General features: G+C 43.6%; 13 protein-coding genes. 3 read left to right on the plus strand and 10 right to left on the minus strand.

Annotation, left to right across the window (positions count from 1 at the left end; genetic code table 11):
• Positions 1-3 precede the first annotated feature (3 nt).
• On the minus strand, positions 4-1,989 hold the full coding sequence (gene uvrB / locus NYE56_RS17815) for an excinuclease ABC subunit UvrB (protein WP_003228054.1): 1,986 nt from the start codon (positions 1,987-1,989) through the stop codon (positions 4-6).
• Between the two features lie 185 nt (positions 1,990-2,174).
• The gene (locus NYE56_RS17820) at positions 2,175-2,405 is read right to left on the minus strand and encodes a DUF2198 family protein (RefSeq protein ID WP_019715860.1); all 231 of its coding nucleotides are present in this window, start codon (positions 2,403-2,405) and stop codon (positions 2,175-2,177) included.
• Positions 2,406-2,850: 445 nt separating this feature from the next.
• Here NYE56_RS17820 and NYE56_RS17825 point away from each other — a divergent pair, with 445 nt between their 5' ends.
• From NYE56_RS17825 to NYE56_RS17835, 3 genes are all read left to right on the plus strand, one after another.
• On the plus strand, positions 2,851-5,346 hold the full coding sequence (locus tag NYE56_RS17825; RefSeq protein WP_341284202.1) for a PEP/pyruvate-binding domain-containing protein: 2,496 nt from the start codon (positions 2,851-2,853) through the stop codon (positions 5,344-5,346).
• Positions 5,347-5,421: 75 nt separating this feature from the next.
• Entirely contained in the window at positions 5,422-5,991 is a 570-nt protein-coding gene (locus NYE56_RS17830) for a TetR/AcrR family transcriptional regulator (protein ID WP_341284203.1), read from the plus strand.
• Positions 5,992-6,021: 30 nt separating this feature from the next.
• A complete protein-coding gene (locus tag NYE56_RS17835; RefSeq protein WP_341284204.1) occupies positions 6,022-7,356 on the plus strand; it encodes an MFS transporter in 1,335 nt (444 codons plus the stop codon).
• 47 nt (positions 7,357-7,403) lie between these two features.
• Here NYE56_RS17835 and minJ read toward each other — a convergent pair whose 3' ends face one another.
• The 8 genes from minJ to prfB form a co-directional block, all read right to left on the minus strand.
• The gene (gene minJ, locus NYE56_RS17840; protein ID WP_003228042.1) at positions 7,404-8,597 is read right to left on the minus strand and encodes a cell division topological determinant MinJ; all 1,194 of its coding nucleotides are present in this window, start codon (positions 8,595-8,597) and stop codon (positions 7,404-7,406) included.
• A gap of 78 nt (positions 8,598-8,675) precedes the next feature.
• A complete protein-coding gene (swrA, locus tag NYE56_RS17845; RefSeq protein WP_015251121.1) occupies positions 8,676-9,029 on the minus strand; it encodes a swarming motility protein SwrAA in 354 nt (117 codons plus the stop codon).
• 383 nt (positions 9,030-9,412) lie between these two features.
• On the minus strand, positions 9,413-10,855 hold the full coding sequence (ctpB, locus tag NYE56_RS17850; protein WP_003228041.1) for a carboxy-terminal processing protease CtpB: 1,443 nt from the start codon (positions 10,853-10,855) through the stop codon (positions 9,413-9,415).
• Positions 10,856-10,994: 139 nt separating this feature from the next.
• Positions 10,995-11,885, minus strand: a complete 891-nt coding sequence (gene ftsX / locus NYE56_RS17855; RefSeq protein WP_009968247.1) for a permease-like cell division protein FtsX — start codon at positions 11,883-11,885, stop codon at positions 10,995-10,997.
• The gene (ftsE, locus tag NYE56_RS17860; RefSeq protein WP_003228039.1) at positions 11,878-12,564 is read right to left on the minus strand and encodes a cell division ATP-binding protein FtsE; all 687 of its coding nucleotides are present in this window, start codon (positions 12,562-12,564) and stop codon (positions 11,878-11,880) included. Before ftsE ends, ftsX begins: the two co-directional genes overlap by 8 nt.
• Before the next feature lie 233 nt (positions 12,565-12,797).
• Positions 12,798-13,136: a cytochrome c551 gene (gene cccB / locus NYE56_RS17865; protein WP_021480707.1), complete on the minus strand. Its 339-nt coding sequence runs from the start codon at positions 13,134-13,136 to the stop codon at positions 12,798-12,800.
• Positions 13,137-13,184: 48 nt separating this feature from the next.
• The gene (locus NYE56_RS17870; protein ID WP_003242677.1) at positions 13,185-14,030 is read right to left on the minus strand and encodes a YitT family protein; all 846 of its coding nucleotides are present in this window, start codon (positions 14,028-14,030) and stop codon (positions 13,185-13,187) included.
• 165 nt (positions 14,031-14,195) lie between these two features.
• A protein-coding gene (prfB, locus tag NYE56_RS17875; protein WP_010886623.1) for a peptide chain release factor 2 occupies positions 14,196-15,297 on the minus strand; the annotation gives its coding sequence in 2 pieces (ribosomal slippage) (positions 14,196-15,224 and positions 15,226-15,297; 1,101 coding nt in all).
• Positions 15,298-15,355 lie beyond the last annotated feature (58 nt).

Raw genomic sequence — 15,355 nt, forward strand, 5'->3', positions numbered from 1 at the left:
TCATCATCCTTCCGCTTTTAGCTCTAAAAGTAAATCGCGAAGCTCCGCGGCTCTTTCAAAGTCAAGCGCCTTGGCGGCTTCCTTCATTTCATGCTCCATCTGTTCAACGACTTTCTGGCGTTCTTTCTTCGTCATTTTCGACAGCTTCGGCGCGGCTTTTGTTTTGTATTCCGCTTTATCCTCAGCTGCTACTGTGGCACGAATGACATCGCGAATTTCTTTATTTATCGTTTTCGGCGTAATGCCGTGCTCTTCATTAAACCGCTCCTGCTGCTCGCGGCGGCGTTTTGTTTCATTAATCGCAATTTCCATAGACTTCGTTATTTTATCGGCGTACATAATGACGCGGCCTTCCGCATTTCTCGCTGCCCGTCCGATGGTCTGGATCAGCGACCGCTCCGAACGAAGGAAACCTTCCTTATCCGCATCCAAAATCGCAACAAGGGATACTTCGGGGATGTCCAAACCTTCCCTCAGCAGGTTGATGCCGACAAGCACATCGTACTTGCCAAGGCGCAGGTCGCGGATAATTTCAATCCGTTCAAGCGTCTTGATCTCAGAATGCAGATAGTTTACTTTAATGCCGATTTCCTTTAAATAATCGGTCAGATCCTCTGACATCTTCTTCGTCAAAGTTGTCACAAGCACCCGTTCATTCCGCTCGATTCTTGCTTGAATTTCGCCGATCAAGTCGTCAATCTGACCTTCGATTGGACGGACGTCAATAAGCGGGTCAAGAAGCCCCGTCGGACGAATGATCTGTTCGACCATTTCATCTGTATGTTCAATCTCGTACGGCCCTGGTGTTGCTGATACATACACGATATTGTGCATATGCTTTTCAAATTCCTCAAAACGAAGCGGACGGTTATCAAGCGCTGATGGAAGCCGGAAGCCGTGATCCACGAGCACCTGTTTCCGCGCCTGGTCTCCGTTAAACATGCCGCGCACCTGAGGAATTGTCACATGCGACTCATCCACCACGATCATAAAATCGTCTGGGAAATAATCAAGAAGCGTATACGGCGTTGAACCTGGAGGCCGCAGAGTCAAATGTCTTGAATAGTTCTCGATGCCGGAGCAGAAACCCATTTCACGCATCATTTCAAGATCATATCTTGTCCGCTGCTCTAAACGCTGCGCTTCAAGGAGCTTTCCGTTTTCGTGCATGACCTTCAGCTGCTCCTCAAGCTCCTTCTCGATATTTTGAATCGCCTTCTCCATTTTCTCGGCCCGCGTTACGAAGTGGGATGCCGGGAAAATCGCAACATGATCTCGGTCGCCGAGAATTTCTCCTGTCAGCGCATCCACTTCCCGAATCCGTTCGATTTCGTCACCGAAAAATTCAACTCTGATACAATGCTCATCACGGGATGCCGGAAAGATTTCCACTACATCCCCGCGCACACGAAATGTACCGCGCTGAAAGTCTATATCGTTGCGGGCATATTGGATGTCTACAAGTTTTCTGAGCAGCTCATTGCGCTCAATTTCCATTTCAGTCCGCAGTGACACGACCATTTCCCGGTATTCCTCAGGCGAACCGAGGCCGTATATACAAGACACACTCGCAATAATAATGACATCTCTGCGCTCAAACAAAGCTGATGTGGCGGAGTGTCTCAGTTTATCAATTTCATCATTAATACTAGCGTCTTTCTCTATAAATGTATCCGTTTGAGGCACATACGCCTCCGGCTGATAATAATCATAGTAGCTGACAAAATACTCGACAGCATTGTTCGGAAAAAATTCCTTGAACTCACTGTAAAGCTGTCCAGCAAGGGTTTTGTTATGGGCAATCACGAGAGTCGGCTTATTGACTTCTTTAATCAAATTAGACACCGTAAATGTTTTCCCAGTTCCTGTCGCACCCAGCAGAGTCTGATGCTTCTTGCCCTCCTGAATTCCTTTCACAAGCTTTTCAATGGCTTTCGGCTGATCTCCCTGGGGCTGATATTTCGAGACTAACTCAAAGCGATCTTTCACAAAAATAAGCCTCCGTTTCTTTAACGAAATCTTCCTATAGATATAGTAACACAATGGAAAGCAAAATCACTAAAAATACGAACTAAAGTTCGGTGGTTTTTTATTTCCAGCTGTTTTTGTGTATAAAAAACCTGCTTTTAAATCGTAAAAGCAGGTATTCAGTCTTTATATTCATTATGTCCGATTTATTCTTCTTTTTTCTCTGCAGCTTTTTTGGCCATGTACAGTCCGCCAGCCACAAGAGACACAACATCCAATCCTACAATAAAATACGTTTCTGTATAGCCTTTTAAATAAGAGGCAAACAGCAATGCAGCTGTTAAAGCGATCGCCACATAATGATTAAAGGTGACTCTAGTAAATAGAACAACAAGCATAAAAGGGAAAAACATTGCAAAAACGGCTTTTGTAATCAACAAAAACCCTCCTCAGGGATTCTTCATCTGATCTGATTATAGTAAAAAATGAAGAATCGGACAATCGTGCATTCACTCCCTCTCCTACACCATACCCCTTTTCAGCCAAAATCAATCACCATATTTGCATTTTGGTGCCGGCCAAAACTTATTCCATGGTGCCGCTGTTCTAATCAGCGGCACTTTTTTTATTACATCATCAAGTCCGCCGCCAGATTCCGAGAATAAAAGAAAATAGGCATACAGTACCAGTACGGCCGCATTTTTCAGGATAATATAACCAACTTAACTATTCATTTTATTTAGGACTTTCTGCGTTTGACAGCATTTTCCTGAAAACCTACAATTGAATGATAGTGTTCACTATCATTTTTTAAACACAGGCTCCGCAATAAAAAGACTAGAGAGAAAAACAAAATGAATGAAGAAAAGAGGGGTTTCAAATATGTATTCTGTTTTATTTCGCCAGGCAGAAGAGTCCAGCCAGCTGGCTGGAGCAAAAGGAATGAATTTGATTAAATTGACCAAACACGGTCTTCCTGTTCCGGACGGGTTTATTATTCAAACGAATGCGCTCGCACGTTTTATGGAGGACAACCAACTTCAAGAGACTAGTGAAAACGTCGAAAGCGGGATCATTTCCGGAACATTTTCGGTTGAGCTGAAAAATGAGCTGACTAGTTCCTTTTATAAGCTTAGAGAATCATATCGATCCGTAGCCGTGCGTTCTTCGTCTGCCTCGGAAGATTTAGAAGGCGCCTCATTCGCGGGTCAATATGAAACCTACTTAAATATCAAAACAGAGGAAGAGTTTCTGGCTAAAGTGAAAGAATGCTGGGCCTCATTTTTTTCTGGGCGGGTCAGCAGCTATAAGAAAAAAATGAACAATCAAATCGCAGAGCCGTTAATGGGAATAGTCGTTCAGGGGCTGATCGATTCAGAAATGTCAGGTGTTATCTTCAGCCGCAACCCTGTTACCCATGATGATAGAGAGCTTTTAATCAGCGCCAGCTACGGGTTGGGTGAAGCTGTTGTTTCAGGAAGTGTTACCCCAGACACGTTCATTGTTAATAAATCTTCGTTTGAGATTCAGAAAGAAATAGGTGCAAAGGAAATCTACATGGAGTCTGCGGCAGAAGGAATTGCTGAAAAAGAAACAAGTGAAGACATGCACAGCCGTTTTTGCCTTACAGATGAACAAGTGATTGAATTGGCTGAAATCACAAAAAAAACCGAAGACCTGTACGGATATCCTGTCGATATAGAATTTGGAATTGCTGATCATCAAATATACCTTCTGCAAGCTCGCCCGATTACAACCATTGATCAGGACAAAAAAGCGGCAGAAGAAAAACGCAGCTTCATGATTACCGACACTGATATGAATGATTTCTGGCTTAACATGGAGTCTAATATTGAAGGTCCGGTGAGTCCGTTATTTTCATCCTTCATCGTGCCGGCGTTGGAATATGGCTTGAAGAAGAGCATGCAAAAGTTTCCGATTGGTGTAGTTGTTGATGAAGTAAAACTTTATCGCGGACATATTTATTCCAAAAACCAAGGCGGACAGCAGTCTCCTTCTGAAGACTGTGGCAAAGAGCTTTTCCCGATTTTATCGGAGCATATGTATGACATCATCAATCACACATACCTCCCTTTTTACCGGACACTGGACCAGCTCGCACAAACTGAGCATACCGCAGAAAGCGCACTGGATGCTTTTCAAAAACTAAAGGCCTTTTATCTCACGGCTTATGAAGAGCACTTCAATATCGTTTTCCCGCAAATCCTTTTAACAAACAAACTGCAAGCGATGTATCAGGACATTCAAGGAGAGTCCGAAAACGCTCATTTTTACGAGATGCTGACAGGAAAAATGAACAAATCACTGGAAACGGACCGTTGCTTATGGCTATTTTCTGTGGAAGTTCAGGAGAACCCGAACCTTCTGACCATTTTTGAAAACAACAAGCCTGAACAGCTTCAGGAGAAATTAGAACAAACAGATGAGGGGAGACACTTCCTGAAGAACGTCCATGAATTCTTGCAAGAATACGGATGGAGATCTGTTAAAAGTCATGATCTGATTGAACAAATCTGGGTGGAAAATCCGTATTTCGCTCTGGCTAATATTCAAAATTATGTCCGTAATGGCTATCATTTTGACAATGAATTTCAGAAAACGAAAGAAAAACGAGAGAAATTATACAATGAATTCTTGGAAAACATAGAAGATCCCGGTTTGCGCACCGAATTTGACCGCTATTATCAATGGACACTGAACTCTGCAAATATAAAAGATGATCACCACTTTTATATTGACGCCATGCTGGATGCCAAGGCGAGAATCTTTCTGCTGAAGATAGGTGAATTGCTGGCGGAAAACGGTGTCATTCAAGATCGTGAGGACCTTTGGTTCTTATATGACGACGAAGTGGAACAAGCGCTTCTTCACCCTGTATCCCTGCAAGAAAAGGCTGAAAAACGCAGACGGATTTTTCATGAGTATGAGCTGGCCCAAGCCCCTGCCTACCTCGGCACCCCGACAAAAGAACAGCTCAAAGCAGCTGAAGAAATTGTCGGCGCTGTGATAGAGGATGAAAAAAACACAGAGAATCATATTTTTGGCATTGCGGCATCAAGCGGCATTGCGACAGGTCCGGTGAAAATCATTCGGGACGCCAATGAATTTTCTCAATTCGCGCCTGGGGACGTACTCGTTTGCAAGATGACCACACCGCTATGGACCAGCCTGTTTCAAGACGCCAAAGCGATTATTACAGACACAGGCGGCATTTTGTCTCACGCTGCGATTATTGCTCGTGAATACGGCATTCCAGCCGTTCTCGGCACACGCACGGCAACCGAAAGACTGCGAGACGGTGACATCATCACTGTTGACGGAAGCAGCGGCAAAATCACAGTTGTCAACCGGTCCTGATGCGTCCCCCTCTTTCTTATACAAGCGGGGCGGGTGTATACTTGTCCTGCCAGTATATTCGTGAGGTGAAACGTATTGAGACCGACAAACAAGAGAATCCTTGACGCTGCCATGCAGCTGCTCGTCAAAAAAGGATATCGCGCAACAACTACAAAAGAAATTGCAGAAAAAGCAAATGTAAGTGAAGCGACGATTTTCAGGAACTTTAAAAACAAACAAGGACTAGTTGAGGCTTTGCTTTCTCAGCATTCTTCAAACAGAGGCAGCATTTGGGAACAAACAGAAGGGGATTTGTACAAAGACCTGCTTCATATCGGAACCTGTCTCTTGGAGGAGCTCGAACATAGAAAAGATATCATTAAAATCAGCTTTCGTGAACCGGCCTTGTTTCAGGATGTCATTAACCACGTCACTGAATATCCCCAATCTATGAAACAGCTATTGGTTGATTATCTCAAAACAATGGGTGAGAAAGGGGTTATTCAGACAGGAAATGAAGCGGAGAATTCCGACGTATTCATGTCGATTATCTTCGGTTATTTCATTCACCGTCTCCACTTAGGAGACCGGGTCATATCAATGCCCCAGGAAAAAATGCTGGAGCACAGCACAGCTCTATTTGTCAAAGGAATTTCTGCTGATTAACTCCTTGGCATAATAAAAAGGAGGATCCCAATGAGCTCAAGAAAAGAATGGGCGCTGATCGTCTCGCTATTATTGGGGGCCATTCTGGCTCCCATTAATTCAACGATGATCGCGGTCGCGCTCTCATCAATTTCCCATACGTATAACGAGTCCATCGCAAGCATCACTTGGGTGGTTACCGTTTATTTAATCGTGATGGCAGTCACACAGCCGATTGCAGGAAAGCTCGGTGACATGTACGGCAATAAAACAATGTACTTATGGGGAGTCGGCCTTTTTCTAATCGCATCTCTAGGCTGCGCCCTTTCACCGAGTCTGCTCCTGTTAATTGTCTTTCGGGCATTGCAGGCTGTCGGCGGGGCATTGCTTACGCCAAACAGCATTGCCATTATCCGGCATGTTGTTTCTGAAAAACGCCTGCCGAAAGTGTTTGGATTTTTCGGACTGGGCGCGGGACTTGGTGCAGCACTCGGGCCTTTTATCGGCTCTATACTGATTGACAGCTTCAGCTGGCATTCGATTTTTTGGGTCAACATCCCGTTCCTCGCCATTGCTTTATTTACGGCATTAACGATGTTTCCTCAATATAAAGAAAATAAATCTGACGCGCCGCTGGATATCATCGGCTCTCTCTTGCTTGCAGGCAGCATCGTTTCAATTATCCTGCTGACGAAAAATGAGGCTCCATGGGGATATGCGGTATACAGTGTATTGATACTTCTTTTTGTTCCGCTTTTTTTCAGAAGAGAAAAACGTACCCAGCACCCCATCATTGACTTTGCACTGTTTAAAAGCTCAACCTTTACAAATGCGAATCTATCAGTCTTGTTAAGCAATTTGATGATGTATGCCGTCTTATTGATTATGCCGTTATTTATGACGAACCAATTTGGGCTTAATACGTCTAACAGCGGGATGGCGCTTTCTGTATTTTCGATCTTCATGTCAGCCAGCAACTGGGTGGGCGCGCAGCTCCATCACAAATGGGGAGCCAAAAAAATCATTTTTCTTTCATTTGCCATGATGGCTGGTGCGAATCTATTATTTTTGCTGTTAAGCAACTCGCATTCTGTCTTGTTCCTCATGCTCTCTCTTATCCTTGGCGGGCTCGCTTCCGGAGTCGGTCTGACCAGCATGCAGGTTTCATCCCTTGCCACAGTAGACCCCGGTATGTCAGGAGTGGCATCTGGGATTTTCTCGACCTTCCGTTATTTCGGAAGCATCATTTCATCAGCCTTAATTGGCCTGATTTCGGGATATCACACCCTATTTATGATTCTCTTTGCTGTATCCATCATCGGCGTTTTTGTTTCATTGGGCATCAAATCTGATGAAACGGCACGGATAGAAAAAAGCTCAGCGTAACACAAAACAGCCCGGCATCGCATCTTCCTGCGGTGCCGGGCTGCCTTTTATGATCCAGAAGCGGCTGCTTCGTCTTCACGGTCATCCTTTACGAAGAGGATGCCCAATTCATGATGTTCTCCTTCATAAGAAGCTCGCTGGTCAAAACGAATTTCTCCATTCAAACCGATAATTTCAAGCTTCACATATGCACGGTTATGCTGGAGCGCTTCATAGAAATCAGAAACGTTCTTAACCGGTATGCCATTGACTTTCGTAATGATTTCCCCGATTTTCAATTCCAGATCCTCAGCCGGCGTATTGGGGATAATCCCAAGCACCATTAAGCCCTGATCCCTTTTCGAGAAATAAAACGGAGCCGCGTTATCATTCACTCTTTGCTTTATGGACAGAAAAATACGCCCTAACAAAGCAGTACAGACCGCTGCACCCGCAAGCGGCGTCCACAGTAGGCTCGCTGCACCGAGAACTGCGACGGCAAGACCGAGAATACAAACGCGTTTCGCTGTGATCCTTATACTCGTTTCAGGCAGCGATCCCTGTACCCTTTGTCCAAATCCGACAAAGTAAGGAATCCATAGAAAATGGAATGAGCCGCCGGGAACAGTAAACACGGGCCACCAGCTAAGGTGCGATTCTAAACCATTACCGGGCACGAGAAGGAACAGCGGCAAAAGCCAAACCCGGTTTGCCAGCTGCTGTCCGATCGGCAAACCGCGGCTGCTTACGACAAGTGCCGGTGATGTTCTCACATGCGCAGAACGATAAGCAACCGCTCCTTCAGTGATAATCAGCAAACCTAGAAACACAGCCACAGCCGGCCAAACAACTGCAAATCCTTGCGGAAATCTCTCCAGAAAGGGCTCCGCCTGATATATTTGCAGTCCAAAACCTATCAGCATACTCACACTGACGATATATGCAGCAGACATCCAGTTTGCGCGAAGAGTGAACGCTGCCGCTGCAGTGATAACGGCAATAATCGCAAGTAAACCGAGAGGAATCGATATTCCGAGTCCACCTAAAATAACTGACAAAAGAAGACCTGGAATCAGTCCCTTTGTATATGTAAATTTCAGATCATCATAAATATCTGCTATTCTTGTATGAAAGGTTTTTCGTTCCCGTTTGATTCTTACATAGCCGAAAGCCAGGGTTATGATGATAAAAAACCAGAAAAGCGGGTGTAAGAAGAACAAGCCCGCGCTTTTTAACAGTTCAATTCCCCATTGAACAGACACTATCTCTCACCGCCTCAAGCCAAACATGTTACTCATATTCTATCAAATATTAAATGGCTTGGATATCCTCAGGAGAGTTTATCTCTCTTGCGTCATCCACAGCGTGACATTCGATAGTGAAAAATCCTTTAAATAGTGGTTTACATCCACATCCAATAACCCGCTGATTAGATGCATCGACCTTTTTATATCTGTCAGATTAATTCCTAATCGCTTATGGTTTTTCATTAAGTAGTTAAAATAATGTTTGGCGCATTCCTCATTAATGTCATTTACTGATTCGACATTGGTGTAATTGACCAAATATCTGCTGAACAGCATAAGAAGACTTAGTGCTTTTGTAGCTGAAAATGTTACGTCTTGTGTTCTGTCTTTTAATTGTTCCACTAATTCATAATATTTTTTTTCACGCACAATACTTGCCCTCTTCAATTGTGAACCCCCATTTTCTTTATACAGATAAGCACGGGCCAGTATAAGCAGCAGTACTGGAGTGCTAACAAGCATTCTCGCTAACGTTACTCTTTAAATACCTGTCGTTCAGCTGCCATTAACCTGATTACTGTTCTTTTTAGAACCTTCTTATATTGTATGAAGTAAACAAAGACTAGGCAACTTGCAAAAGTTTCATTTTAAATGCATATTAACTCGTTAGAAAGTCTCTCTCATATATTGATATCGGGTAATAACAGTCCTTTATAAATGTTTATTTGTGAAAATTTTTTTAATTTCTTGTCAAAAACTCGTTTTTTATGTGACTTATGATCCATAATCTCTTTAAGTACAAAGAAACAGGAGATGGGATACCATCTCCTTTAATTGACAAATAATGATTTCAATGCTGTTTGAAGCTGCAAATCATTTTTTTCATCTGATTTTTTCTTTTCTATCTGCTGATTTAATGTCTCTGCAGTGCGAGTGTCGATCACACCGGTTTTATTCAGCTTGTTTTGATCCTGAAAAGCCATAACCGCTTTTTTCATGTCTTTGCTGAAATAGCCATCCTCACGTCCCGGATCAAAGCTGAGACCTTTTAACAATACCTGCGCATGCTTGACGTCTTCATTGTTCATGTCCACTTTAAGCGGCTCTTTCAGCTGTAAGGGCCCGGCGGAAAAATAATCAGGCTGCTTAATCGCAATGGTCGGTTCAATTCCTTTCTTATGAATCCAGTTTCCATTTGGCGTCAGCCACTTGTAAAGCGTTAATTTGATGTTGCTGCCGTCCCCCATTGGCACAGCCTGTTGAACCGTTCCCTTTCCAAAAGACGTATCGCCTACAACATCATAATGGCCAGCTTCCTTTAATGCGCCGGCAAGAATTTCTGATGCAGAGGCACTTCCTTTATCCGTAATCACATTGACAGGGTACGCTTTTTTATGGGTCAATGTTGAAAAATAACGTTTTTTATCCCCATTGCGTTCAGCAATCTGAATATACGGCTGATCCTTTGTAACGAAATGCTTAAGAATTTCTTCCACACTTTGAAGATATCCGCCCGGGTTGCCGCGTACATCAATGACAAGTCCTTCTATTTCTTTTTTCTCAAGCTCCCTCAGCGCTTTTGCAAAATCCTCTGCGGTGTGCTCAGAAAAAGTAGAGATGGCAATATATCCGACAGAATGCCCCTGTACTTTTTTCTCTGATGCAAAAACCGTTTCGAGCGGAATCTCAGCTCTCTTGATCCGGAATGACAGCTGCTTCTTCGTTCCAGGCCGCTGAATCTTCATTGAAACGCTGGACCCTTTTTTTCCTCTTATTTTTAACACAGCGTGGTTTAAATCCTTGCCGGCCATCGATTCTCCATTGATGCTGATAATTTCATCATTAGGCTTCAACCCGGCTTTTTCCGCTGGCGATTTCTTGAATGGGGAAACAATAATAATTTTGCCGTCTTCCATGCCAACCTCAGCCCCGATGCCTTCAAATGAGGAATCAAGAGAATCAGAAAATTGCTTAGCTGTCTGCTTGTCCATGTAAACAGAATAAGGATCATTTAGCGTAGACAGCATTCCCTGGATGGCTCCCTCGAGCAGCTTTTCTCTATCTACTTTTTCTACGTACTCATTCGAAATTAACTCATACGCTTTTTCGATTTTGTCCATAGCTTTATCCCGTTCAGAGTCAGCTTGGGCCGTCGCGGGAACTGCTGCAGTCTGGGGCTTATCCATCTCAAGCAGGTTGATTCCCGCATATACACCGGCGCCTCCGAACAGCATGCTCCCTGCTGCTATCACAGCCATTATTTTTTGATTCATCCTTTACTCCTCCTGTATGCCAGACTGTCTTTACCAAAACCTAGAGATAGTATATGTAAAGGATGGAGATTTCATGTAATCATAGAAGAAAAAGAAGGCAAATGAAAAGCCGTCCCGAAAGCGGAACGGCTTTTTCACTTTATACTCGCAGAAACTTGCGGATGGAAGTCAGACTTCCCCATACTCCAATTACTGCGCCGATTGCAATCAGCACTAGCGAAACTTGGAATACAAATGGATTATAAGGAAGAAGAGAGACAAATGATCCTTGAACCTTTGGAACGACCCATCCGATGACGTATTGGTAAGTGCTCAGCACCAGTGCAATCGGAATCACAGAACCAAATACGCCTAGCAGCAATCCTTCAAGGAAAAACGGCCAGCGGATAAACCAGTTTGTCGCGCCGACAAGCTTCATGATTTCAATTTCTTTTCTTCTTGCGAAAATTGTAATTTTAATGGTGTTGGAAATTAAGAACATCGCCGTAAATACCAGGCCGATAATTAACGCGATTCCAATGTTGCGGGAAACGCCGACCACTTTAAACAAACGGCTGACCTCTTCTTTTCCATAAGTGACTTTATAAACATGATCCATTTTTTCAATCTTTTTCGCCACGTTCGGTGTATCATGCGGATCTGTCGTTTTGACGACAAACGCATCATTAAGCGGGTTTTCCTGATCCTTCATTGTCAGGGATTTTCCGCTGTCACCAAAACTGTCAACCAGCTGGTCAAGCTCTTTTTCTTTAGATGAAAAAGTGACACTCTGTATGCCCTTCAGTTCCTTAATATCGTTCTGAAGCTTGTCCTGTGCCTTCTGATCTGCAGTCAGATCAATCAGCACTTTGATTTCAACTTGTTTTTCTGCATTCGTGGCCATGTTATTCAAATTCAGCATAATCACTAAAAACACGCCGACTAAAATCAGCGTAACGGTTACAGCACTAATGGATGCAAATGTCATCCATGTGTTTCTCCCGAGAGATTTAAAACTCTCACGCAAGTGGCGCCCGAGAATTTTAATCATATGAACCATACTCCCCTCTTGACTCATCACGCACAATGATACCATCTTCGATTGCAATGACACGTTTCTTCATGGTGTTTACGATTTCTTTATTATGTGTCGCCATCACGACTGTTGTCCCGCGGTTGTTAATTTCCTCCAGCGTCTTCATGACTTCCCAAGACGTATCCGGATCAAGGTTTCCTGTCGGTTCATCAGCAATGACAACATCAGGGTTGTTCACAATTGATCTTGCAATAGATACACGCTGCTGCTCCCCGCCTGAAAGCTGGTCAGGAAATTGTCGCGCTTTATGCTTCAGCTGCACGAGATCAAGCACTTCAAGCACCCGTTTCTTAATGACAGACGGCTGTTCTCCAATCACTTCAAGGGCAAATGCCACATTTTCAAAAACAGTAAGTTTCGGAAGAAGCTTGAAATCCTGAAAGACAACGCCTATTTTTCGGCGCACGAAAGGAATCTCTTTTTCTTTAATTGTCGCGAGATCTTTATGATTGATTAAAATTTGTCCTTTTGTCGGTTTTTCTTCTCTGTAAATCATTTTAATAAAAGTAGATTTACCTGCTCCGCTCGGACCAACAACATACACAAACTCGCCGGGATGAATGGTAACAGAAATCCCATTGAGCGCTTTTACGCCGTTCGGATAGGCTTTATATACTTCCTTCATCTCTATCATGAAATCACCTAATCTTTTATATCATTTTATCTATCACACGGTCATACTCTTCGAATGCATTCGACAATTTATGACCCATTCATTTGTAAAAAGATGAAAAATCTGAAAGTTCCCTTTTTCAATACACTTCATTATACGTCAAATTTAGACATAATACTATTACAGTTTCTTTTCATTCATATTGTCAAGGCATAAAAACATCCTTGCCGGCACTCGGCAAGGATGTTTTTATCTTACTTTTTTTCTGACAGCCATTTGGCAATAACAGCGGCTTCGTTATCCTCTACAAGCCCCTTTGGCATATTGCCGCGGCCGTTTTTAATAATGCTTTCAATTTTGTGTTCATCGTATTTGCCTCCGACCTCTTGGAGATTAGGCCCTGACACACCTTCTAAATCCTTGCCGTGGCAGCCTACGCAGCTTTGCTGATATAATTCTTCCCCTTCAGATGCAGTGGCTTCCGTCTTGCTGCCGGTGTCTGCCTTCTCTTCTTTTGCATCGTTTGATCCGCAGGCAGCCAACAGAACAGAAAGCGCAAATCCAATCATTAGTATCGATAACTTTGATTTCATGTTGAGAAGCACAACTCCTTTACGATCTCTTCCATATTATAACCTCGTTTAAGCGCGTTTGAAACCCTCGCCCAGCACCTCGCTCGCGTCTGCTACAATCACAAAAGCTGACTCATCAATCTGTTTGACGATTTGTTTCAATTTGGTGAATTCAGTTTGCCCAACCACGCACATTAAAATCGGACGGTCATCGTCAGTATATCCGCCGACTGCAGAAATTTTTGTCACGCCTCTGTCAATCTTCTGTAAGACAGCCTCCTTGACAGCCTGCTCCTGCTTTGTAATGATGAGCGCCATTTTTGAACGATTAAAGCCGACTTGCACAACATCAATGGTTTTGCTGGACACATAGACGCCAAGCATGGCATATAAGCCTTGCTCAATATTAAATACGATCATAGCCGTAACAACGATCATTCCGTCAATGATGGCGAGACACTTCCCCAATGACAGACCGGAGTACTTATGAATGATCTGTGCAGCCAAGGCTGTTCCTCCCGTCGACCCTTTCCCTAAGTACACAATACCAATTCCGATACCTATCCCGACACCGCCAAAAATCGCCGCCAAGAGTTCATGATGAGTGGCGGGCTGAATATCCCTTGTCAGAAACACGACTAGCGGCAAAAACACAGAACCTGCAAGCGTCTTTAGTCCAAATTTCCCGCCGAGCAAAATGACGCCAGCAATAAATAAAGGGATATTAATAATCCACTGTACATACGCTGCTTCAAAACCATATGATTGTAAAATCGTACTGATCCCGCTGACACCGCCGGCGGCAATCTTGTTCGGAAGCAAAAATACATTAAAGGACACGGCCGTAATCGCTGCTCCTATCAATATGTATACATAATCCCGCAAAATCCACAATGTTTTATTCCGTACGTCCATCATATATCCTCCGTTTCTTCCAATGCTCTCCGATAGCATTTTAATCCTTCCCTGATTAGATGTAAATAACACCCAAATACAGTGGTAATATGCTAAAGCAGCAGTGAAATCAAGGATATAAGGAATAAAAAAACACACCCGTATGCATCAGGTGTGTTTTTCAGCTTATGAAAGCTTAGAACGCAGGTAGGCATCAATAAACGTATCAATGTCACCATCCATTACAGCTTGAACGTTCCCCATTTCTGTATTAGTCCGATGATCTTTTACCATGGAATACGGATGGAATACATAAGAACGGATTTGGCTGCCCCAGCCGATTTCTTTTTGTTCACCGCGAATTTCATCCAGCTCTGCCTGCTGCTCTTCAATTCTGCGCTGATACAGCTTGGCCTTCAGCATTTTCATGGCTCTTTCACGGTTTTTAATTTGTGAGCGCTCCGTTTGGCATGTCACAACTACGTTCGTCGGCAAGTGAGTAATCCGAACGGCTGAATCCGTCGTATTGACGTGCTGTCCGCCCGCGCCGCTTGCACGGTACGTGTCAACTTTAATATCCTCCGTACGAATATCAATATCAATTTCATCGTTAAATTCAGGCATGACTTCACATGAAACGAAAGATGTGTGGCGGCGGCCTGATGAATCAAATGGTGAGATCCGCACAAGACGATGGACACCTTTTTCTGCTTTGAGATACCCGTAAGCGTTATGTCCTTTGATGAGCAATGTCACTGACTTGATTCCAGCCTCGTCACCTGGAAGGTAATCGAGTGTTTCTACTTTAAAGCCGCGGCGCTCTCCCCATCTTGTATACATTCTAAGAAGCATAGAGCCCCAGTCCTGTGACTCTGTACCGCCAGCACCAGGGTGCAGTTCTAAAATCGCGTTATTTTTATCATACGGTTCGCTGAGAAGAAGCTGAAGCTCAAACTCATTGAACTCTTTTGTTAATGATTTTAGTTCTTTTTCAAGCTCAAGCTGGAGATCAGTGTCGGGCTCTTCTTTCAAAAGATCATGAGTCATTTGTAATTCTTCGTGGGATTCATTCAATTTTTTATACGAATTGACATAATCCTTTAAACCGTTTGCTTCATTTATAACCGTTTGAGCTTTTTGCTGATCATTCCAGAATTCCGGATCAGCCATTTGTTCATCTAGCTCAGCAATGCGGGCCTCCTTTGATTCGAGGTCAAAGAGACCCCCTAAAGTCCGCTAAACGAGAAGCCATATTTTCGAGCTCTGCTCTGATTTCTGATAATTCCATTTCATTCACCTCATTAAAAGATCCGCAGGCGCCTGCAGGCGCCGCGGTCAGTAAACTT

This window comes from Bacillus sp. FSL R5-0603 (genome assembly GCF_038050295.1).
Taxonomy (GTDB): Bacteria; Bacillota; Bacilli; order Bacillales; family Bacillaceae; genus Bacillus; species Bacillus subtilis.

What these genes read in the sequence shown, in the direction of transcription:
- NYE56_RS17825 (WP_341284202.1), top strand. Translation starts at nt 2,851, where the DNA reads ATGTATTCTGTTTTATTTCGCCAGGCAGAAGAGTCCAGCCAGCTGGCT.
- cccB (WP_021480707.1), bottom strand. Translation starts at nt 13,136, where the DNA reads ATGAAATCAAAGTTATCGATACTAATGATTGGATTTGCGCTTTCTGTT.
- ftsX (WP_009968247.1), bottom strand. Translation starts at nt 11,885, where the DNA reads ATGATTAAAATTCTCGGGCGCCACTTGCGTGAGAGTTTTAAATCTCTC.
- ctpB (WP_003228041.1), bottom strand. Translation starts at nt 10,855, where the DNA reads ATGAATCAAAAAATAATGGCTGTGATAGCAGCAGGGAGCATGCTGTTC.
- ftsE (WP_003228039.1), bottom strand. Translation starts at nt 12,564, where the DNA reads ATGATAGAGATGAAGGAAGTATATAAAGCCTATCCGAACGGCGTAAAA.
- NYE56_RS17835 (WP_341284204.1), top strand. Translation starts at nt 6,022, where the DNA reads ATGAGCTCAAGAAAAGAATGGGCGCTGATCGTCTCGCTATTATTGGGG.
- NYE56_RS17870 (WP_003242677.1), bottom strand. Translation starts at nt 14,030, where the DNA reads ATGGACGTACGGAATAAAACATTGTGGATTTTGCGGGATTATGTATAC.